Origin of the sequence: Bacillus sp. FSL W8-0640, assembly GCF_038007725.1 — a bacterium.
GTDB lineage: Bacteria > Bacillota > Bacilli > Bacillales > Bacillaceae_G > Bacillus_A > Bacillus_A cereus.
Map to the genome: position 1 here is coordinate 69,778 of NZ_JBBOXT010000002.1, position 21,432 is coordinate 91,209.

The following is a 21,432-nucleotide window of genomic DNA, read 5'->3' on the forward strand; positions in this document are numbered from 1 at the left end:
TTTAATTCTCCTCTCCAATATTTACTGCATCATTTAGTGAAACATTTTTTTCTTTTTTTTGATACAATTCATGCCGTTGACTATAAAAGCCTAACAAGTATTTTCCAGACAGTGGTTTATTATTAAAATCTTCAATTTTTATCATTGAGCCAATCTCATCAATTAATTTGTTATAATACCAAACTTTCTCCCCTAAACGTGCTTGATACGGTTGTAGGGCCCCTTGAATGGTCCTCCATGTTCTTTCCGGATGTTGAGAAAAAGAATTCATATATCTCCTAGCATTTGTAGCTCGTTGGTCACCATTATTTAATGCCTTTCTTTCCAAAACATCCGCAACCGCTAGAAGGCGTCCGAAGAGATAATCTCTATTATTATTTTCCTTATCTAATACCAATTGATATCCCTCCATTGTATTAATTAATGCACATGTAATACTTAATGTTTTTTCCCATTCCCATTTTTCCATTGATAGAGGGTTTGATGCACGCTGAAAGGCACTTCTAACAATGTCGAAAGGGATTTTTCTCTCATCTATAATGCAAGGAAGCATACGCTCCATCAAACTCTTAACTACTTTTTCGTTTGCTTTTGGCCCATAAGCAGCAAATGCAATATCTCTGGTTGACGGTGCCCCATAAAATTTAACAAATTCATTATCTGCATTTTTACGGTAACCATGCTCCCAGACACATGTAGAATGCCAATTCTTTAATTTATTTAAATAAAGGTTTTTATCCATATTACGATAGTAAAGAACTGCTAATCTGCCTGTCGTCGCTGAATCAAGCAAGAGAATATTTACATTTTCACTGGAAGATAAATTATTTTTATAACCATCAATTGCCTTAGCAACTTCATTGGCAAATTGTTCATGTGTATAGGATTTTATTTCTCGCTTTTTAGTTCCTCTTATATCCATTGAAAATATATTGTAACTATCCTCTACAATATCTGGAACATCTTCTGCATCATTGCCCCATACAAGAAATACACGTTGATCGATAATTTTCCCTTGCTTGTTAATAAGCCATTTCAATGCATTATGTGCTTTTTGGGACACATCATAGCTAATATTCGCTACTTCATTTGACGTAGTAAATCTTCCTCTAAATGTGAAACCTCTTAAATCATTTGAAGAGATTAACTTTGCTTGATCACTGGCATTTCTAATCTTTTTCGCATGTTTATCAGTACTCGGTTTTATTTCCCCTGTAACATAGCAGTAATCTTCATTATCTAGGAGGCCATCATAGAAATTAATAAAAGAGTTATGTATTTCTTTGTCTTGCCATACCTTTGATAGCATCTTATTTGGAGAATACACAGTAAATCTAACAAACGCAGCTTCTTGGCCAGCTGGAAGCACTGTAAAGATTTCGGGCTTGTTCCCCAGAAAAACTTCAACTTTTTTATCCCATTTTCCAATCAGCTTTTGGTTTTCATCAAGCCATAATATTTTGGTTTCTACCAAGTCTTTCACTAATTGTTTTTTTCTTAAGTATTTGTAAATGCTTTTTAATTTATCTGTAGTATATGGGGATTCTACCCAATTCCTTAGCTGTTCGATATAATAGCCAAATGACTCCTCTTCTTTTTTACTGCCGCCGTATTCACCAAAATCACCTGCAACGTAAGTTAATTTATCATGTAATGGATGGGGAACTTTATACGCTCCGGTACCAGACCTACTTGCAGAGTCTTCTGTACAAGGGATCAATGTATTGGCGTCGCTCTTATCTATGGCTGTTGCTGAATGGAACTCGCCTTCTTCTGTAATTAAAACTTCAATATTTGCTGACTGAGTAGTGTGTGAAATAGGTAGCAATGTATATTCTTGGCCATTATATTTTTTTCCAATTTTACCGACTCGATCTAAATTTGATTGATAGGTCTCATACAAATTCAATAGCCAACTCATTTATTCACCTCCTTCTTCTAATTGTTTTATAAGCTCATCAACTGATTCAACGTTTGAACTGTCAAAAATCTTTGGCTCCATCTTGGATATTTTACGGATTTTTGTACATTCTTCTGGTCGGATGAATTGAATAATTCCATCTCTCATTACCGGATTCCATAATCGAACTTCTAATTCATTCCTACCTGTTTCATCAGGATAATTAAGCCCATGAACCATTGTGCCTAAATGAATATCTCCACCATAATTATCGTAAAAGCCTTCTCCTTCGCCAAAAACACAAGGCTCCACATATCCTTGGCATTCTCTCGTTCCTAAAAAAATGTCTCGCCGTCCTCCAACTTTAAGTGAACGTTTTAAGATGTTATGATGCTTATATTCATTACGATCAAAAGCTAAATCAGGTCGATGAGGATTAAAGATAAAATGAGCCTGAACTTGGTATCTTACATTCTTTAAATATGTGTAATTTGCGAGTGTATTTCCACCACCATATTCAATTGGACGAATACCTTTTGATTCCATTTTGATTGCATTCATAATTCTTATTTTATCTACAATCATAAGAAGAGTTGGCTTCCAGTAGATTGATTCAACAATCCCTTTGATAGCTTGATAAGTTGGTACTTGGTAAGTTAACTTTTCTCCTCCCATTTTCATCAAAGGATCTGTGAAAAGTGCGTAATCACCAAAAACCTCAAATTCAATAGAATTCCGCAAAGATTCTTCCTCCTTTTTCATTTTCTATATTTTTCTAGTAAATTAATGATACTCCTCCTATGTAACTATATCAATATTTAGCGATTATATATTATATGAAATTTAAGAATTCTTTTGATGTGGTATAAAAACATGGATTAGCAACCCTATCTCAAACAAAGATAGGGTTTAAAATATAGCTGTCTTAAAATCGCTCTCATTAAGTACATTCAAACCATATTCATCATTATAAGCACTTTCCTTCAAGGCTAGAATTTTCCCATCAAGATAGTATACGAGTCCATCGTTTATTATCAATTTTTCTTTTTCATAGTTGAATAAGTTAACTGTATACTGTTGTGCCTTTCGTAATAATCGACTCAAATCCTCAATGGAGTTATTGCTATTTAATTCTGCGATAATATCCTTTCCTTCTTCATATGGGACAATAACTGAAGTGGTTATATCATCAATGACGTTAAAATGTTTGGCCGCTGTCTGGTAGCTATTTATAATAAATAATGGAATATCTTTTTTATCATGTTTATGAATATATGCTCGACGATAGCTATTTTCTATTCTTGGTACGGATAATAACTCAGTCATGTTCTTTTTTAGTTTTGGAATAAAATAATCTAGATCAGATTCAAATTCTCTATAATATTCTTTAAAATATCTCTTCATTGCCTCTCTTGATAAAATATGTCCTCCATGTATTTTATCGTTACGTTTTAAATCCATAAGGATTTTCTTAGTTATTTTCTTTCCAATTTTAATTTCCTTTAAATGACTTAAGTTTTCCTCTTCATAATCAATCACATAGACATTCTGTATGCCCTTTTCCCCGTGGCGATTACATCTTCCTGCAGCTTGCGCTATAGAATCTAACCCTGATAAAGAGCGAACAACACACTCAAAACTTACATCTACACCTGCTTCGATTAACTGTGTGCTGATGCAAATGATTTTTCTTCCTTCTTTGAGACATTCTCTAACTTCTTCTAAAATTTTATGTCGATGTGCTGCACACATTGTTGTGCTTAAATGATAAATAGGGATATTTAATCCTTGACTCTGTAATTGTGTATATAAATCTCTCACAACTGATTTTGTATTTAGAATAATGAGGATACTTTGTACTTCCTCTATTTTTGTATGTATAAATGTTTTGAGTTTATCTTTATTAAAGATTTCATTAGTTGCTTGATCAATGATTTTCACCCTTTTAAATGCTTCAATTACATGATCAAGGTTATTAATCATTTCAGCATCCATATTTATGTCTAATTTTTGTTCTACAAAGTCCAAAGCAGGTTGAGTAGCAGTGCAGAGGACTATACTGGAACGAGTATATATTTTTAAAAAATTCAATGCTTGATTAAATAATGAAACACATGAAACAGGAACTTTTTGCACTTCATCAAAAATAATAATTGCCTCACTTAAATTATGGAGTCTTCTAGTATTTCTATTTCCCTTTGCGTAAAACACATTTAGAAACTGCACCATGGTTGTAAAAATAATAGGAGAATCCCAATTATCTTTAGCTAATTTTAATTTTTGTTGTATGCTAACCATACCGTCTTCATTTTCATCATGCTCATTCACTTCTTCAACTATATTTGAATGATGTTCTAAAATATTTTCTTCATCCTCTAATATTCTTCGAACCTCTTCCGCATTTTGTTCGATAATTGTTGTAAAAGGTACAACATAAATAATTCGTTTTTTATTATGGGTTTTTGCATGTTTTAGTGCATATCTTAAGCTTGCTAATGTTTTACCACCGCCAGTTGGAATAGATAACGTATATATTCCTGATGGCCTCTCAGCGAACTGATCACACTGATCTGACATGTCTGCTCTCAACATGTTAATAGGGGTATTTGCATTCTGCTGTTTTTTGAAAGAATTGATTTTTATCATGAGTCTCTCGTAATATTTCTCAAATAACTCATCAGGATTTATTACGGATTCTACACTTTTTTCTTCTTCAAATAATCGGGTGTTTGTTCTATCGGCATCAATTAATGTACTAAAGATGAATTTAGTTAAAAACATTAATTGTTTTTCAGCATTTTCTGGGGATTCTTTAAGTAGGAAACTTTCTAGTTCTACAGTAGCTTTGTCAACATACTCATGAAAATCTTTCTCTTTCATAACATGTTTAAAAAAGAATTGTTGTGTAGCATCAAATCCTCTTAATTGCTTATCTCGCACTCTATTTAAATAGGGCGATTCTAAATCTGGATTTAAAAAATCTTGAAGGTATCCGTGGTGAGAAATAATGGCATTTCCCACTATCTCAGATATTATCCCTTTGTAAGGAATAATATTTTCTGTATGGAATAATTGATATAACAATTTCCCCCCTGCAGTTGAATGATCAACACTCCCCCTTTTAGGTGGAGAATTAGGATTATTTACTGCTTCCAATATATATTCTTTAAACTCATTGGTGTATTTACCCATATCATGGAGCATACCTGCTAAACCAGCTAAATGTTTTATACCAATTTTTTCTCCATAGGTTTCAGCTAGTTCTTTTACTCCTAATAAATGCTCTTCGACTGTTTGTACTTGACTGTCACTCTCGCGTATATGAGCAATGTACGTCATTCAATCTCCCTCCATTTTATATTTTTTACATGTTTGTTAGATACTGCAGATGTAGATACTTCCAGTTGAGTATCTACTAAACTGCAGAGCGTTTTAAAGCCAGAGCATTACTAATTTCAATCCACGCACCTGTTTCAGGTGCGATGTTAGTGAAGTCCGCTTGGACACCGATTGGCATATTTCAATCCACACACCTATATGAGGTGCGACTGGGTTTATTTGACCGTCATAGCGATAAGATACCCATTTCAATCCATGCACCTATATAAGGTGCGACGTTTGGCAGCCAGGCCAAGAAGTGGAAGGGTTGTATTTCAATCCACGCACCCATATAAGGTGCGACTATGAGCGTTCCAGATAAATATAAACCCGAGGTAATTTCAATCCACACACCTATATGAGGTGCGACTTTAGAGTTGATGTTGAGTTGGGCTTTTACAAGTGATTTCAATCCACGCACCTATATAAGGTGCGACTGTAAGTATGTATTCTCACCAAGCTTTTGAAGGAATTTCAATCCACGCACCTATATAAGGTGCGACCCTTTTATAGTAGGTTGCAATTAGGTTGGGGATATATTTCAATCCACGCACCTATATAAGGTGCGACAACCTCCCTGAAATGTGTTCATATATGTAGTAGTATTTCAATCCACGCACCTATATAAGGTGCGACACCGATTTGTGTTCGAAATCAACCACAAATACGTTAGTTTTATCCAAAAATATATAAATGTTTTTATTTAATAAAGGAATTTGTATAAAAAATCATAAATCCCCATCATAAAGCATGAGAATTCTAGGTGCGAATGTAATAGGAATTTTATGTTTGCTATACATTCGCACCTAATAAATTAAAGAGATTTCTAAATCAACTTATTCTTTTATACCAATATGTTCGACCTTATTTTCATAGCTATTACCGAACTGATTAACAAAAATGTATAGTTTCATTATACCCTTAATATATGGAGTCGTAATTTACAATAAAATTCACTACATATTGTCTCTCTATCCACCTATCAAGTTTATTCTTTATATCATCGTTTGATCTTTTTTTATGATATAACACTCTTAAAAATATTGAATACTAAAAATTCTTTTATTTTGCTAACTCACAAATACTTTAATTATTCTTCTCTTTATTTGTGTTCACCTTTTAATATATAACTAGATATTATTAAGGATATTTATTGGCTTTTCTTCTATTTTTTATAATACTTTTCTATGATGAGAAAACTGCTGTACTTAGCGTATTTGGGTGCTTATTTAATATACTCGCAAAGGATGTGTTCTAACAGCTAGCATAATACTAATTTATAAAATAGATAGTCTTTCACTAGTAAACATAGAAGAATCCGTTTTAAAAATAAAAACAAATTCTTCTATAACTATATTTATAAAAATAATTATTAGATCCTAAGCTATAGACCCTTGCTTAGATTATTCTGAAATAAACTCTAAAAATCTTTTTCCAATTTCTGTTGTACCCGATTGCCACATTCCTATTTCACTAAATGTATCATGAAGCGTATCATAAATAATTAAATCTCTATTTTTCAAATCTCTGGCTATTTGGTCATAAAAATCACGTCTGTCTCCTAATTCAGGAAATGCTAAAACTAAAATGGTAGCTTTTCCTCCTGAGAAAAGGTTAGGTCTATTTCCAGCTGTAAAGTAAGATTCTGGAGAATTTAGAAATGATAATATTTTCAAATACCATTCATTAAATTGGTCTATATAATTTAAAAACATTAACTTTTCATTTTCTTCTATCCCCAATTCGGGCGTATTGGAAATTGAATTCATTAATGCTACTCGTTTATCCTTTTGATGTGTTTTTAAAACTATTGAATATGCTTACATGGCAACTGTTAGGAACTCTTGATTATCAGCTAATTCACTTATATTAAAACCTTTTTGCTCAAGTGCATGTATCCTATGATCCATCTCTTCCAAAATTTCAGTTCTTCTCTTACTCGCAGGATCTGCAAAGGCAACTCCAAATAGTTCTGAAAGTATTGGTCCTGCTACCGGGACAGTACCTGCAGTCCCCTTAGCTATTGCATAAATAGTCTCTTTTGTTTTTTTATTCATTTTAATTACTCCCCACGTGAAAATTTCCCATCTAGAGGTACACCTTGCATTATTTTAGATGATATATCATCATATTTTGAATTATATTTCATATTGGAATTTATATCCACTCGTAGATACTTACAAAAAAACGTAAAACGAAAACCCAATCCTTAAATTGTTACTCAGGCTTACATTCGATTTGATAAAGGGAAATCTTAGATACTAAAGTAACATACTTACTTTGAATAATAAAAGGCTATAAGGGAGAGTCTAGTTTAGGAAACAAAAGGAGGGTTTTTATGATTGATTACCAAGCTAATGCAGTGATATTAGAGCAGTTACGACAATATCTTTCAGCTGAAAACTTTAATGATCCGACACTATCAGCTAAACAAACTCAAATACTCACAGATATTTCTACGGCAGAAGATTACGCACTGTTGGGGTCCTTTGTCCACCACTTGATTGCACATGCCGCATCTGACGGGACAGAGATTTCTTTATTAGAGAGAGCTGCTGACTTATGGAAGCGTGGACTAGATTTATTTAAAAACCTAGGGGGCATACGCAAGAATCTGACTCTGCAGCAATATTTAATAACGCAGCTATGAGTGCTCAGCAGTGGGCTAAGACATTGGATAAAATACAAAGTGAAATTTTTCAGCTAAAAAATGATCTTGATTCCTTTCCTCATCTCCCACCTCACCCACGTCAAATGGACAAACCTGTCCATTTATGGGATTGGTCTAACCTAACATTAGGTCGGCGTACCGACGCTTTTGTACGAAATATTACTAAGCTAGGTATCGATACTAAGACACGCTCCTTTGCATTCGGTGTGTTATCGAGTTATGGAGGAAACGTGGCAGGTTCTTCGTATTTAGTACATGCTGTTGGGGGTCCTAGGAGGAGTCATCGCTATCGTGACCGTTTGGCACGTAATGCGGTGGGAAGTTGGTTAGGTGCTCATCATCCTGGCATCGGTACATTGAATAACATGTCCCTCCGATTACGATTCGGACATCCGGCGCATCCTTCGCTTCCACCAGAGATCCTATCACAATTAAAAAAGGCTCTTGCTATTACCTTTGATGAATCACAATTGCAGCCTGTTCCCGACCTACAGAAAGGCTATCAACGTTTGGTTAAACACTTGGAACTACTTGACAAATTTGTAATGCCGGAAATCCCAGATTTACCATCACAAACATGGATAGAAAAACTTTATGGTGATCCGCAAAATCCACCACCAACTTTACGGCCACAAGCGGCGGGTGTAGCAGGAACCAAAGGTGGTGGTGTTGGTATAACTTTCGGTCCAAATCAGCCGGGGAGTCAACAACCTGGGCGGGACGACAGTCAACAAACAAGCGGAGATAATTGCGGTGCTTTTATAATAATAGCAATCTTAGTTGGCATCTATCTAGTGGTAGCATTTATCAAATGTGTTGTAGAATGGGCTAAAGGGAATAACTGCAATTATATAGATACACTTGTTAATTTAATTCCAGATTTATTTAAGAAGGATCCTCCTGATACAAGGGATCCACCTACTGTAGAAGATCCCCAGATGACAAGTGCTGGGCTAACTGCATTTGTTTCTACAGATCAGGCATCTCATCTTGTAAACTTTTTTTACGAGTTACATGTTTCACTTTGGGAAGCCCTTAACAGCGCTTATAATTACCTGGCAACCATGGGGCTCGTTTATCCTAACACGTTATTAAACCAACCACTATTCAAACAGTTTTTAAGTTTATCCCAACTAGATACCAATTGGCCGCACCGGCCAGAAAATGAGCCAGAAAGACGGTACCATCTGTACCCTTCAACACCATCTGAAAATCCTTTGCGAGAGGCATCACCGTACCAAGCTGGCTCAACACCCGAAGTATTGGCTGGGCCTGAATCAGTTGCAGTAAAGGTCGCAATCCCATTGTGGATTCAGATGGCATATAACTCAAGTGACAGTGCCAATTTGGATCTGGATGCTGATCGAGGTTTTAAGCATTTATGTTGGAGAACAATTGGATCCATTAACAACGATCCTGTAGACGTTGATTTACTAAAATATACAGATCAATAAAAAAGAAAGGAGAGAGCATGATGATAAATAATCCAGATTTAAAGCATGATCCTGTTGATACACGGCCGTTCCTATTTATTCCTTATTGGACAAAACCATTGTTTCCAGGAGACCCTGGGGATAATGGCAGTATTCGTCCATTGCCGAATGGTGTTATTTCTTGGCTTTGTGAGGGAATACACTCAAATCCTTATGTTCCAGGGCAGCCGTTGGAAGTTTGGGTTGATGTCGGTAACTCTGGTCCTGGTAACACGACTTCTTTAGCGACAGTACTCGTATATTGGGCAGAGCCTGTCATAGGGGGAATTTCGAAGCCAAAGCTTTTCGGAGCAAGGTCTGTTCCTGTCCCTCCACGAGGGGGAGTGGTAACTACACCTGTTATGACAGGGACCCTAGGGACCTCATCCACGCACGTTTGCCTATTTGCGCTTGTTACTCATGATTTAGACAAACCCGGTTCTAATATGGATCCAATTAATGACCGACACTGGGCGCAACACAATTTGATAGCAATGACGGTAAAACCAAAAAATATTTTACATCTTCCTTTTGAAGCTTCAAACCCACTTTCTGAGAGTGGAATCTTCGAAGTAGTTGTACGGCCAATGTATGAACGTGAAATGGAAACCTTGGCATTGGAATTGAAAGCAACTCCACGATTACGTTTAGATTCTTTACGGGTACAGTTACTCGACAATACTGGAAAAACCCTAACTAATACAGGTCCATCAGTAACTCTTACGATAGAGCTAGAAAAGGGGAAGGGCCGGGGGTTACACTTGAATATACAATTGGATGAGAGTTTAGAACAACATGAATTTGCTGCAATAGAAGTATCACTTAATCACAGATTTGGAGATTGCAAAGAGTTAGTAGGTAGTTTGGGAGTTGTGATGAGACCAGAAGTATGTGTCTATCCTAAAGGATAATAATGAGATTAAACAAAAAAATATTACGTTTACGAAAAATACAAACCCACTCTGTAGATAAACTTGGTGTGTTTTGGTCCATGTTTAGGTGAACTACATATTATATGACAGTCTCACAGATACCCTCCCTAATGGAGGTGAATATGATAACATTTTAAATATTCCGCGTGTAAAGGAATATGCATTGCCATAGTTTCTATAACAGTCTCTGTCTCTGGTCCAATTTTCTTAAAAGGTTTTGTTCTACAAAATGGCCCGATTGTTGAATAACATGACTGGCGTTTTTATAACAACTTTATTATCTCTGTACAACAGGCGTGTGAATCTTTTAAGGGAGAAGTAAAAATTACATTTGACGAATTAATAAATACATTATGATCTTAATAAAAATACTATTTTTAATCAATGTAACTGGATAATCAAAAAAAGAGCTATTGGAAACATACACTTTTCGTTTATTTCCAATAACTCTTTTTTATTTATATTAAACCAAAATTTACAACAGATTAACTACCTCTTTACGCTCAATCCGTTTATCTAACTTATTATGTGTTTCTTCCCTTAATCTTTTTCTTTTGCCTGTTAACAGTTTTGAAAGATTAGATGGTGATCTCTCTATTTCTTTTGCAATATCTCTTAAACTACACTTATTTTCTTCTTTATATTGGAGAATCTTCTGCTGATACCAATTAATATCCCTATTTACCTGTTGCTGTTCTAATTGAGGTGTATGAATTTCTTCTGTCCCCATATCCTGTACTTCTATTACTGGGTCTTTTACCACTGTTTCCATCAATTTATTCTTAGGAGTGATTTTTTTCTTTTGTAAAAGCTCTTGCTGTAACGATACTAATTCATCAGTAGGTGTAACTGTTACTTTAAGGTTTAACCAATAATTCGCAAGCCAGTTACGCCCAGAACATTTTCCCTCATCAATCGGTGTTTGGTACTGCCATTCCTTTATTACTTCATCACGCATTAAGTCATCAAGCGTTTTTTCATTTCAATCCACGCACCTATATGAGGTGCGACCGATTTTCATAAATGTAAATATATTACAATTTTAATTTCAATCCACGCACCTATATGAGGTGCGACACCGATTTGTGCTCAAAATCAATCACAAATACGTTAATTCTATTCAAAAATATAAAAATATTTTTATTTAGTAAAGTATTTTGTATAAAAATCATAAATCCCCATCATACATTATGAGAATTCTAGGTGCGAATGTACTAGGAGTTTCATGTTTGCTATACATTCGCACCTAAAAAATTAAAAGACTATCTAAATCAATTCATTCTTTTACACTAATATGTTTGACTTTATTTTGATAACTATAACCTAACTGATAAACAAAAATAGATAGCTTTACAATCGCCTTTATATATTAAATCATAATCTACAACAAATTAACTACCTCTTGCCTCTCTATCCACTTATCAAGTTTATTCTTTGTATCTTCATTTAATCGTTTTCTTTTACCAGATAGCATTTCTCTTACACTATTTAAGTTTTCATAAGCATACAGTATTTCTTCTCTTCATAACCCCTTAGCTACATTAGTCGAGATTCACCAAAATTCATTACAACAATCAGCAAAACAGGCAGCGGATGATTTTTTAACCCAATATCCTTCATCTGTTGGTCGGGCTAGTTTAGGCATAGTTTCATCTTTATCTAACAGAATAATTGTTAATCCATCTTCAGAACAACACTCATTTTTCCCTCAATAGGAATAAGCATTAAATCAATTCTATTCCCATCCTTAAATAACATGAGATACGTGAATCTTCCATTTAAAGAATTTACATTGTTTATTTAGTAATGATTTATTAACTCTACATATTTGTAGATTTGAAAGTTATATGGAGTGAGTCATGCAAGATAATGTAAATCATAACTCATATGCAATAATTGTTATCTTACAAAAATGTAATGTTTATGTAATGTTTATGGATTTCTTAATTGAAAATAAGGGATTAATATAGGTATAAAAATATGAGGTGAATCAATTGAAAAAAATCATAGTACTTTTAAGTATTTTAACTGTATTTAGTAGTATGTTAGTTGGTTGTAATTTAAATCGTATCGGCACAGAAAAATATTATGTTCAAATCACTATAGATGGAAAAGAAGGAGTTGCAAAATCTATTGAGGGTGAAGTAATGGGAAAGGAATTTACATATAAATTACCTGGGTTTGATAAAGATGGTCAAGAAAAGGAATTAGAATTCAAAACACAAAAGAATCTTCGTAAAGAAGCATTCTTACTTGTATACTATTCTGAAGAAAAGGGTGTAAAATCCTGGGAAGAAGTAGAGAAAGATGATTTACCTGCAAAAGTAAAAGAAAAATTAAAAGTAAAATAAAGAAAAGAGATAGATACTATAGGTTCTTATATTATAGTATCTATCTCTCTTTCTCTCTTTTATAAAAATAGCTTTTTTAAGTAAAAATGTATTTTTCTATTTAAAAAATACACAATAAAAGATTGTTTAATGGGTGTTGGATTGAATTTATAACATAATAAGTTTAGCAATCAACCAGCACTATCAGTTCAATAATAAAGATGACAGATAAATATAAAACAAATTCATAAAAACTAAAATAGTTAGTATCAAACAAAATTATGACGGAATCATAATTACCATATTTTCTTAATGAGTAAAATCTCTATTATAATCCTCTTCATAGAAAGCCCCATTTAAATAAAAAGTAATCATGATGAGGTTTAAAAAGAGTAAAAGTTATATGTGAGAATATATCTTAGGAGGAAATTCGCATATGTATAAAATTTTAATTGTTGATGGTAATGTGAACTTCACATCTACATTAAAAACTTATTTAGAACAAGAGCCTTGTGAAGTAATAACTGTTAAAAACTTTGAAAAAGTTATGAAGTACTTAAACACTTTAGATCCGCACCTAATATTATTAGGCGCAAAATTACCTGTATTGGATGGTTTTTATTGGCTACAGAAAATTCGGTCTAGATTTACTTGTCCAATTATATTTTTTTCTAATTGTAAAAATGAAAAAGAACAAATTCAAGCCATTGAAAACGGTGCAGATGATTGTATAATTCCTCCTTTTAATTGTAAAGTAATAGTAACAAAAATAAAAAGATATTTATGTCGAACGTATGGTGAATATATTCTAAATCCATTAGAACGCATTATAGAGATAAAAGGATTGAAATTCTATCCAGAGCGTTTACAGCTACAATTTAAATCAAAGCAAGTTACTTTAACAAATAATGAAAGAATTATTATAGAGCTCCTTTTTTTGCAATATCCACGTACTGTAACACATAACGCGTTATCATCTGCAATTTCGACGAATGGAGAATCCGTGAGTAAAAATACCTTATATAAAAATATTATACGTGTAAATAAAAAAATTGATATTTTAGGAGTTAGAAAGGCAATTAAAGTGGTAAGCAAAATAGGATATCGATTAGATATAAAGGATAATGATTAACTAATTTAGCTTTTATTAACCACTAAAAGTATTGGGCACGCCACAGGAATAAAAATATAACGATTGAAGATACGGTACATATCTATTCCCAATCCTTTATAGGCTCTAATTTAATATCTAATAATTATACTGCACATAAAAACAGTGTGAATACTTCACAATTATAAGTTGTATATTATCAATCTATTTTTAGATGTATTTACAATTACAATGAAAATACATCTAAAAATAAATTGAAAAGGAATGAGTTTAGAAATGGTTGGAACAAAATATACAAGTTTTATGGGTAGACCACACCTCTGGGGTATTCCTAGTAATGTAATATCTAATTCAAAAATACAAAAAGCAGGAAACCAAAAGTCTGATTTCAACAATGAACAATACTCAAATACCAAAAGTGAACTCTTAAAAGATAAGCAAGTATATGTAAGTTTAAAATCAGAGTTTAGTCCTTTTGCACAGACTCTAAATAATTTAGCCAATTTTAAAGGCAATGAGAAAAAAGTAACAATTTCACAAGATGGTTATATTAAAGTGAAAGCGAATCACAATGCAATTGACGGAACGTTTAATATAAGAGTAAAGCAACTTGCTGAGCATCACCAAATCGCTTCAAATCCTATTAATCTTGATGAAAAGTTGAATGTGAATGATACTTTGAAAATTAGAGATAAGGATTTAATAGTAACAAGTGATATGACGTATAAAGATTTAATTAATCAAATCAATGGTGGAGAATATGAAGTAACTGCTTATACACATGGCGATAAAATTTTTATGAATTCTAAAAAAGTTGGTGCAGAAAATAAAATTGAATTAATAGATGGTACATCAGATTTATTTAGAAAGTTATTTTATACAGAAGTAAAAACTAGCCCTATAGATGAAGGTGGTAATGAAAAGCAAAAGTTAATGCTAAATACCATTAATACAGCAAAAGATGCAAAATATTACCTAAATGGTATTGAAGAGTCAAGTGCTACTAACTTAATTACGCCACTTCCTGGTTTAGAGATTGAATTACTAAAAGAATCAGAGATCAGTACAAAGAATACTAACGTCAAAGGTAGCGAATTAAAATTCACAGTAAATAGTTCGGGTATATCAGAAGCGACTAAACTAGTAAAAAAACTAGTCACAGATTACAATCAAGTTGCTTCTTCCTTCGATGATTTTACAGGGGCAATGGGAGCTTTAAATGGACATGCAATTATGAATGATATTTATCGAGCAATGCGGAACGTAGTCGGATTTTCGCAAGATGGTAATACCTTATCTACTTATGGTATTCATTTAAAAGATGACGGAACAATGGTAATAAATGATAAGAAGTTAACAAAAGCTTTTGAAGAACAGCCAGAGTCAGCAAAACGATTTTTCATTAGTTCCGATGGATTGGGGCATACGATTGGAAAATCATTTGAGGAACTATTTGGAGATGATAGCATTATTAGTGAAAGAATTAAAAACATAAATTCACGTTTAAATGATTTAGATACAAAGTTTCACTATATTGACTACCATAATAACCAAAAACAGGATGAACATATTCATAAATATCAAAGATTAGGAATTGCTTACGCATTACTTAATACCCAAATGAACACAATGAAATCATGGTTGAAATAGGATGGAAAATAGATAAAAATTTTGAAGAACGGCTTTAATATTTAAAAATCCTAATAATGAGTTTACGTTATGAAGGAGGTGTTGACATGAATGAGAGAGTCTATAAAGAATTTGTACATGCTATATATGAACTTGGTGATTTAAAAATGTCAGAAGAAGAGTTTCAAAAGAAGCAAGAACAATTCAATTACTGGCTCATATGTTTGAAGGAAGAACAAAGACAACAAGTAATAGAACATATTATGCCTATAATTATGAAAGTTGCAGAGCATATTCAAAAAAAACAACAAGCTTTTAAAGATATAATCTCTGTTAACGAAGGAATGATGAAAGCTAATTCACAATATGATAAATATTAAAAAGAATAAGAAAAAGTTAATATTTACTTTGCATATTAGAAAGATTAAATTTGTAAATAAAAGAGAGAAAAATTTGTTTTAGTATATTTTGAAATCTTGGGTGACGGATGTTTGAAACTATTCTCTATAATAAGAAGTATATCTTTATTAAAAATTTTTCCGTTCTTTTTATTCCTCACTTTATATTTTCACCAGAACTGAAAAAGCTGTCCAAAAAGGGATGTTATTCAACAAACCTTTAGGACAGCTTCATTTTGAAATTTTAATCTTTTTTTGGAAGAACAATTCCTTTATACAATTGAACTGTAATAAAGTAGTAACTCGCGTAAATAACTACAAAAATAACGATTGGAATCCATACACGGTAGTATGGATTAATTAAGAAATACGAAAACATATTCATACCAACTAATACGTGGACAATACCAACCATTGCTGGAAATAAGAATACTAAGAATAACTCTTTATAGATTGATATCGTTAATAATTCACGGCGAACACCAATTTTACGAAGCATTTGATAACGTGTAATATCGTTGGATGCCCCAGATAGAACTTTAAACATTAAACAACTTGCCATCATCGCTAAGAAAGCAATGCCTAAGAAGAACCCCATAAATACAGTTCCACTTGAGATACCGTAAATTATAGAATACCCAGAGTACTTACTGAATAAATGCAACTCATCTTTTACATTTTTATATTTAACTAGTTGTAACTCGTCAAGTTTTTTCCATTCTTTTGTATGTGTTACAAAATCATCAGATTCCCCAATTAATACCATGCCTTCTTCTCCTTGTAGGCTATCATACATTTTTTGATTTACAATTTTAATGGTATGATCAGGGTGAACATACTCAGGTTCAATTATACGGAATCCCTCATTCCACATTTGTGGCATCTCTTTTACATCAGGCCCTTGTTCTACATTTGTTCCTGAAATCGCTCCTACTGGAAGCTCTTCAGAAATACGTTTGAATTTACCTGCATTTTCTTGTCCTTCGCCGTCTCGTACAAGCGGGCGATTTTTATCTAAGTCTTCTTTTAAATAGTAAACAAATTTATCATCTGTTTTGTAATGATATTCATTTTTCTCTTTAAATATAATACCATCTAAAATTTTCTTTTCTTCTTTGTTTGGATTATGAATCACTACATCATAATGATTAAAACCGTTTACTGAAAGCATAACATTATTTTTAAACGCCATACCCCCAGCGATCGCTCCAGCCCCCAGAGCTACTAACATTGTGACTGTTGCTAGTACTTTAGTTAGGCTATTAATACGGAAGTTTAACTGTGCAAAAGTAAAGGCATTCAGTCCTTTTTCACTACGTTTTTTATTACCCTTTAATTTTTTAATAATAAGCGGTAGGAATGTTCCAAATAACATGTAAGTTCCTGATGTTACTGTGATTAAAGCGATAATAATTCCACTTTGCTTTAACTTATCCATGTAAATCATAGAAGCATAGCCAATTGCTAACAAAATAATTGCTAGGACTGCAATAACAACTGCTTTCGCTCCTCCTACAGATGTACATTCTGTCTTAGAACCCGCATGAACAAGTTGCAGGACGGTAATACGTGATAGTTTAAAACTATTTATAATCGCTGAAAAAACAAATAATACAAAAAAGAAAAGACAAGTAACATTTACTGATGGAATATAAAGTGCTTGATAACCACTGGCAGTAAAATCAAGCTGTTTCATCAGTAACTGACCAACCCCTTGTGAAAGGCCTATACCCACCGTAATCCCGACTACAAGAGATGCAATCCCTAACACAACTGTTTCAATAAACATAAGCATTGTCACCTTATGTTTATTTGCGCCTAACATCATATACATACCGAACTCTTTTTGACGGAGTGATAATAAGAAAGAATTCGCATATAAAATATAGAAGATGGTAATAATCGTTAGTAAGATTGAACCTGCATAAAAGACGAAAACAATAGGGCCAAGTGTAGAACCTTCTTTAAGAAAAGATTCATTCAGTGCTAGCGTTTGGAACATATAAAAAATAGAAATTGACATGATAAGGCCAACAAGTAAGACAATATAATCTTTAAACTTACTTTTTAGACCTGACATAGATAGTTTGAATAACATGGTTTCATCTCCGTTTTTATGCTGTTTGTGTACCTAAGTCTGCCAGTACATTTAAAATTTCTTTATAGAATATTTCACGATCAGTTGTACGATGAAGTTCCTTAAATAGCTCTCCGTCTTGAATGAATAAAATACGTTGACAGTAACTCGCACTAAATGGATCATGTGTAACCATCATAATAGAAACATCTTGTTCTTCATTTAAGCTTTTCATTGCATCTAATAGACTTGTTGCATTTTTAGAATCAAGCGCTCCTGTTGGCTCGTCTCCTAAAATAATTGCTGGCTCATGTACAAGCGCACGCGCTGCAGCTGAACGCTGCTTTTGTCCACCAGATACTTCTGATGGGTATTTTTGAAGTATTTCTGAAATTCCTAACATCTTTGCTACTTTTTCTACTTTTGGTCCAATTTTACGTGATGAAACACCTTGAAGTGAAAGTGGTAGAGCAATGTTTTCATAAATTGATAGGTTCTCTAACAAGTTAAAGTCTTGGAAAATGAATCCTAATTTTTGAGAACGGAAATCAGAAAGTTCTCCTTGCTTCATTTTTGTAATATCTGTACCTGCAATTTCAACTGTACCGCCCGTTGCGTTATCTAATGTTGATATTACATTTAATAATGTTGTTTTTCCTGAGCCCGATGGTCCCATAATTCCAACAAATTCGCCCTCTCGAATTGAAAATGAAACACCTTTTAATGCATGAGATTGGTTCTCCTCCTTTTTACCGTATACTTTTTGGACGTTTTTAACATTTACTACTGGTTTACTCATAATCTTATCCTCCTATGCTCCGTTTGCTCCTTCGTTATTGTGCTCTACTTCGATATAATCCGCTATCAATTAACATTACATTGATATTACATTTTGTAATATACTAAAATTCATTAGAAATAATTTGAATTCCCTCTCTTTCTGCTGTTGACATTGAGGGTTAAGAATTTTTTGTTATTTGGGCCGAACTAGTTTTTACATGAATAATAGTGTATCCACACTATCTAATGGACATTATTTTATGTATCATTTCTTCATTATTTGCAGAAAAAGGCACAGTACACTGTGTCTTTTTCATCGATATTATTTTTGATTTTCACTTAACTTTTTCAATATACTTTCTGGAATATCTTCTTTCTTAATTTCCGTCACATCATGCATTCTTGTATCGCTGCCTTTTTTCACTGCTTTGATATATGTTCCAATTGGAAAGTTTTTTTGAGAATTAAAGCCTAAATCAATTTCGTTTAAATCTTTATCATAACCAATTAAATCATACGAATTAACATCTTCCCCGTTCTCTTTTGCTATAGGGTCTTTTGAAGGCTCAACTTTTACAATACCATACACGTCTGTTTTATTTGCAAAAGGACTATAACGATCCCATTGTTCACATCCAGCTAAACCAATACTAAATAAAACAGTTAAAATTAATAAACAAAAACTTTTTTTCATCTTTTTACTCCTTCATTTTCCGGTTTTAGTGCTATGTTAATATAACATCTATACAAAGAATTTACTCTTACAATAAAAGTAGTCTAACCTTACGATTGTGTAAGGTTGTTGAAAGTTTTATCGATAGTAACAAAATGGATTATCCTGTATTTCACTGAAAAATTACCAATATTATGTCATGAGGTGGTACCCCCTATTAAGGTAAATAGAAAAGGCTATCCCGAAGAGGCGTTTTTCAACGGCTTTTCAAGATAGCCCGATTTTAGGTCGTTATCATTAAGAAAAATTTTAATTTTTAACTAGGTTTAAATAGATAATTTTTTTAAATTACTTCCAAATCCATTGATCATCTTGTTGAGCTTGAGTGTTTGTCACATCAATTTTTTGTATGTTATTCTCTACAGAATATCCCCAAGCATTCAAAGATGAGTTGGCGTATGCATCTACTTTAACTCTATCGCCTATATTAAATTTTTGTCCTTCTGTTAAGAAAACTTGTAAAACAAAATCCTTACCATTTTCATCAGAAGCAGTTACATTTACAAAGTTTATCAGATTACCTTCATCAAAAGTTTTATCTATCTTTGTAATTTTACCAACTACATAGTCTAACAAACCATCTTGTGCGTAATAAACTCCATTATTACTATTTACCTGCTCTATGTTATCTATAACAGTTGCACCTGCATTCAAATTACCACGCCCTAAAGCAAATTCCATATTAATTTTAACTTTATCCCCTAGTCTAAATTTTTGTCCTTGAGTTAAACGAACTTCAATATCTTCTTCTTCACCATATTCATTAATATAAGGAACAATGACGTAATTACTTGAGTCGTTAAATCTATTCCCAATTTCTTTAATTTCACCTGTTACATAACCATTTATCTGATGGTTTAAAATATTGTTATTTGTAATTTTGACAACCGACTCAGGAGTCATACTATCACCAAATGAATGCCATATTGCTCCGGTGACTTTTACAATATCACCAACTTTTACACTTGGGTTTAATTGAGTTGTAATGACTGTCAAATGGTTAGGATTATCCATATTTTCATTAAACCCTTTTGCTTCAATCTCGAAGAAATTTGCTTCAACTTTTAAAACGCGCCCCTCAATTGACTGGATATTCGAAGCGACAGCTGCACTCGCTTTTGTTGCTTCCAATTCTGGTAAGGTTGTCCCTGAAAGAGCAGCAATTCCTAATACACCTGCTAAAATAACTTTTTTCATACCCTATAACATCTCCATTCTATTTTCGATTAGATGAATTAAATAAACATTTAACAAACATCATTGTAACTAATCAGGTTACAACGATGAGATTCTTTAACTTTAGAAATATGCACTTTATCATATTGCTAAAGCCATATTTTTTTGTTATAACTGGTTTCGATTTGCATTTAATTTTAAACATAAACTTCAAATATATAATCATATCCATTTACGTTTCATTAATGCTCTCCTGACAGGGTGCTTTAAATGAATACTTCTTGTATATTCTCCTCTAAATACCATAGAGATATTACTCCTAACACGCTTGGTTAAGAAGAATAATTTTAAGTTTACAATTAAAACTTTAAAAAAACTTAATATAAAATTCATTCAGAAGGATCTTCCCCATTATTTAACAATGTAATTAATTGATCCATTGTAACATTTCCCATAATTTTTTCCATTTCATCTTGCGCTTGGATAAGAATAATCTCTAAAACAAATTGTATATTCACACCTATTGGACAATTAAATTTTAAATTTTCATGATTAGAAAACATTTTTTCTTCTATTATAGATACTGAACGGTAAACATCTAATAATGTAATAAGATGTATGTCTGTAAGTAGGTACCATTCTTCCTCTTTATACTTACTATCAATAATTCCTGTGTCTCTAAGACATAGTAATATACTATAAATAATTTTTGGATGAACACTTAAAGTTCTCGCTATAAATTCCGTACAATAAGGAGCTGATGATTTTTTTTAGAATTGATAAAATTTGTAAAGCAACTGTTAAGCTAATGCTCATTTTCATAATTTACATCCTCTTATATATGA

Annotated in this window: 18 protein-coding genes, 1 pseudogene and 1 CRISPR repeat array; of the genes and pseudogenes, 7 read left to right on the top strand and 12 right to left on the bottom strand. The window is 32.7% G+C overall.

What is annotated here, in order from left to right; translation table 11 throughout:
* Position 1: 1 nt before the first annotated feature.
* The 5 genes from cas8c to N2V80_RS27665 all read right to left on the bottom strand — a co-directional run bounded on the left by cas8c (position 2) and on the right by N2V80_RS27665 (position 7,335).
* Entirely contained in the window at positions 2–1,921 is a 1,920-nt protein-coding gene (cas8c, locus tag N2V80_RS27640; RefSeq protein ID WP_061655491.1) for a type I-C CRISPR-associated protein Cas8c/Csd1, read from the bottom strand.
* Entirely contained in the window at positions 1,922–2,641 is a 720-nt protein-coding gene (gene cas5c, locus N2V80_RS27645) for a type I-C CRISPR-associated protein Cas5c (RefSeq protein ID WP_033667568.1), read from the bottom strand.
* A gap of 168 nt (positions 2,642–2,809) precedes the next feature.
* Positions 2,810–5,239 carry a CRISPR-associated helicase/endonuclease Cas3 gene (locus N2V80_RS27650; RefSeq protein WP_061655492.1) on the bottom strand — a complete coding sequence of 810 codons (2,430 nt, stop codon included), beginning with the start codon at positions 5,237–5,239 and terminating at the stop codon, positions 2,810–2,812.
* A 113-nt stretch (positions 5,240–5,352) separates the two neighbouring features.
* A CRISPR array of direct repeats spans positions 5,353–5,914; the repeat unit is 32 nt; unit sequence ATTTCAATCCACGCACCTATATAAGGTGCGAC.
* Between the two features lie 767 nt (positions 5,915–6,681).
* A complete protein-coding gene (locus N2V80_RS27660) occupies positions 6,682–7,020 on the bottom strand; it encodes a hypothetical protein (protein WP_340980988.1) in 339 nt (112 codons plus the stop codon).
* A 78-nt stretch (positions 7,021–7,098) separates the two neighbouring features.
* The gene (locus tag N2V80_RS27665) at positions 7,099–7,335 is read right to left on the bottom strand and encodes a hypothetical protein (protein ID WP_253859369.1); all 237 of its coding nucleotides are present in this window, start codon (positions 7,333–7,335) and stop codon (positions 7,099–7,101) included.
* Between the two features lie 281 nt (positions 7,336–7,616).
* On the opposite strand from N2V80_RS27665, the gene N2V80_RS27670 reads away from it, so the two are divergent.
* Genes N2V80_RS27670 through N2V80_RS27680 form a run of 3 tightly spaced genes read left to right on the top strand, consistent with a single transcriptional unit; the run spans position 7,617 to position 10,332 of the window.
* Positions 7,617–7,928 carry a hypothetical protein gene (locus N2V80_RS27670; RefSeq protein WP_061655494.1) on the top strand — a complete coding sequence of 104 codons (312 nt, stop codon included), beginning with the start codon at positions 7,617–7,619 and terminating at the stop codon, positions 7,926–7,928.
* 23 nt (positions 7,929–7,951) lie between these two features.
* The gene (locus N2V80_RS27675) at positions 7,952–9,403 is read left to right on the top strand and encodes a hypothetical protein (protein WP_154695890.1); all 1,452 of its coding nucleotides are present in this window, start codon (positions 7,952–7,954) and stop codon (positions 9,401–9,403) included.
* A gap of 20 nt (positions 9,404–9,423) precedes the next feature.
* Positions 9,424–10,332 carry a hypothetical protein gene (locus N2V80_RS27680; RefSeq protein WP_061655496.1) on the top strand — a complete coding sequence of 303 codons (909 nt, stop codon included), beginning with the start codon at positions 9,424–9,426 and terminating at the stop codon, positions 10,330–10,332.
* Between the two features lie 496 nt (positions 10,333–10,828).
* On the opposite strand, the gene N2V80_RS27685 is transcribed toward N2V80_RS27680, so the two are convergent.
* A complete protein-coding gene (locus tag N2V80_RS27685; RefSeq protein WP_061655497.1) occupies positions 10,829–11,311 on the bottom strand; it encodes a hypothetical protein in 483 nt (160 codons plus the stop codon).
* 567 nt (positions 11,312–11,878) lie between these two features.
* Positions 11,879–12,135: pseudogene (locus N2V80_RS27690) on the bottom strand (aminoglycoside 6-adenylyltransferase); the annotation flags it as partial.
* A 212-nt stretch (positions 12,136–12,347) separates the two neighbouring features.
* Between N2V80_RS27690 and N2V80_RS27695 the strand changes: the two are divergent.
* The 4 genes from N2V80_RS27695 (at position 12,348) to N2V80_RS27710 (ending at position 15,803) form a co-directional block, all read left to right on the top strand.
* Positions 12,348–12,704 carry a YxeA family protein gene (locus N2V80_RS27695; RefSeq protein WP_061655498.1) on the top strand — a complete coding sequence of 119 codons (357 nt, stop codon included), beginning with the start codon at positions 12,348–12,350 and terminating at the stop codon, positions 12,702–12,704.
* 415 nt (positions 12,705–13,119) lie between these two features.
* Positions 13,120–13,815 carry a response regulator transcription factor gene (locus tag N2V80_RS27700; RefSeq protein WP_061655499.1) on the top strand — a complete coding sequence of 232 codons (696 nt, stop codon included), beginning with the start codon at positions 13,120–13,122 and terminating at the stop codon, positions 13,813–13,815.
* A gap of 243 nt (positions 13,816–14,058) precedes the next feature.
* Positions 14,059–15,444: a flagellar hook-associated protein 2 gene (locus N2V80_RS27705; RefSeq protein ID WP_340980991.1), complete on the top strand. Its 1,386-nt coding sequence runs from the start codon at positions 14,059–14,061 to the stop codon at positions 15,442–15,444.
* An 86-nt stretch (positions 15,445–15,530) separates the two neighbouring features.
* Complete coding sequence (locus N2V80_RS27710) at positions 15,531–15,803, top strand: hypothetical protein (RefSeq protein ID WP_061655501.1); 273 nt, start codon at positions 15,531–15,533, stop codon at positions 15,801–15,803.
* A gap of 262 nt (positions 15,804–16,065) precedes the next feature.
* Here N2V80_RS27710 and N2V80_RS27715 read toward each other — a convergent pair whose 3' ends face one another.
* The 5 genes from N2V80_RS27715 to N2V80_RS27735 all read right to left on the bottom strand — a co-directional run bounded on the left by N2V80_RS27715 (position 16,066) and on the right by N2V80_RS27735 (position 21,324).
* A complete protein-coding gene (locus N2V80_RS27715; RefSeq protein ID WP_061655502.1) occupies positions 16,066–17,919 on the bottom strand; it encodes an FtsX-like permease family protein in 1,854 nt (617 codons plus the stop codon).
* A 16-nt stretch (positions 17,920–17,935) separates the two neighbouring features.
* Positions 17,936–18,697 carry an ABC transporter ATP-binding protein gene (locus tag N2V80_RS27720; protein ID WP_061655503.1) on the bottom strand — a complete coding sequence of 254 codons (762 nt, stop codon included), beginning with the start codon at positions 18,695–18,697 and terminating at the stop codon, positions 17,936–17,938.
* A 303-nt stretch (positions 18,698–19,000) separates the two neighbouring features.
* Positions 19,001–19,372: a YxeA family protein gene (locus tag N2V80_RS27725; protein ID WP_061655504.1), complete on the bottom strand. Its 372-nt coding sequence runs from the start codon at positions 19,370–19,372 to the stop codon at positions 19,001–19,003.
* 327 nt (positions 19,373–19,699) lie between these two features.
* Positions 19,700–20,608 carry an ATP synthase F0F1 subunit alpha gene (locus N2V80_RS27730; protein ID WP_061655505.1) on the bottom strand — a complete coding sequence of 303 codons (909 nt, stop codon included), beginning with the start codon at positions 20,606–20,608 and terminating at the stop codon, positions 19,700–19,702.
* A 368-nt stretch (positions 20,609–20,976) separates the two neighbouring features.
* The gene (locus tag N2V80_RS27735; protein ID WP_340981075.1) at positions 20,977–21,324 is read right to left on the bottom strand and encodes an Rrf2 family transcriptional regulator; all 348 of its coding nucleotides are present in this window, start codon (positions 21,322–21,324) and stop codon (positions 20,977–20,979) included.
* Positions 21,325–21,432: the final 108 nt, after the last annotated feature.

Excerpts from the sequence above, each read along its gene's own strand:
- cas8c (WP_061655491.1), bottom strand. The coding sequence starts at position 1,921 with ATGAGTTGGCTATTGAATTTGTATGAGACCTATCAATCAAATTTAGAT.
- N2V80_RS27650 (WP_061655492.1), bottom strand. The coding sequence starts at position 5,239 with ATGACGTACATTGCTCATATACGCGAGAGTGACAGTCAAGTACAAACA.
- N2V80_RS27665 (WP_253859369.1), bottom strand. The coding sequence starts at position 7,335 with ATGAATAAAAAAACAAAAGAGACTATTTATGCAATAGCTAAGGGGACT.
- N2V80_RS27670 (WP_061655494.1), top strand. The coding sequence starts at position 7,617 with ATGATTGATTACCAAGCTAATGCAGTGATATTAGAGCAGTTACGACAA.
- N2V80_RS27680 (WP_061655496.1), top strand. The coding sequence starts at position 9,424 with ATGATAAATAATCCAGATTTAAAGCATGATCCTGTTGATACACGGCCG.
- N2V80_RS27685 (WP_061655497.1), bottom strand. The coding sequence starts at position 11,311 with ATGCGTGATGAAGTAATAAAGGAATGGCAGTACCAAACACCGATTGAT.
- N2V80_RS27700 (WP_061655499.1), top strand. The coding sequence starts at position 13,120 with ATGTATAAAATTTTAATTGTTGATGGTAATGTGAACTTCACATCTACA.
- N2V80_RS27705 (WP_340980991.1), top strand. The coding sequence starts at position 14,059 with ATGAGTTTAGAAATGGTTGGAACAAAATATACAAGTTTTATGGGTAGA.
- N2V80_RS27710 (WP_061655501.1), top strand. The coding sequence starts at position 15,531 with ATGAATGAGAGAGTCTATAAAGAATTTGTACATGCTATATATGAACTT.
- N2V80_RS27715 (WP_061655502.1), bottom strand. The coding sequence starts at position 17,919 with ATGTTATTCAAACTATCTATGTCAGGTCTAAAAAGTAAGTTTAAAGAT.
- N2V80_RS27720 (WP_061655503.1), bottom strand. The coding sequence starts at position 18,697 with ATGAGTAAACCAGTAGTAAATGTTAAAAACGTCCAAAAAGTATACGGT.
- N2V80_RS27725 (WP_061655504.1), bottom strand. The coding sequence starts at position 19,372 with ATGAAAAAAAGTTTTTGTTTATTAATTTTAACTGTTTTATTTAGTATT.
- N2V80_RS27730 (WP_061655505.1), bottom strand. The coding sequence starts at position 20,608 with ATGAAAAAAGTTATTTTAGCAGGTGTATTAGGAATTGCTGCTCTTTCA.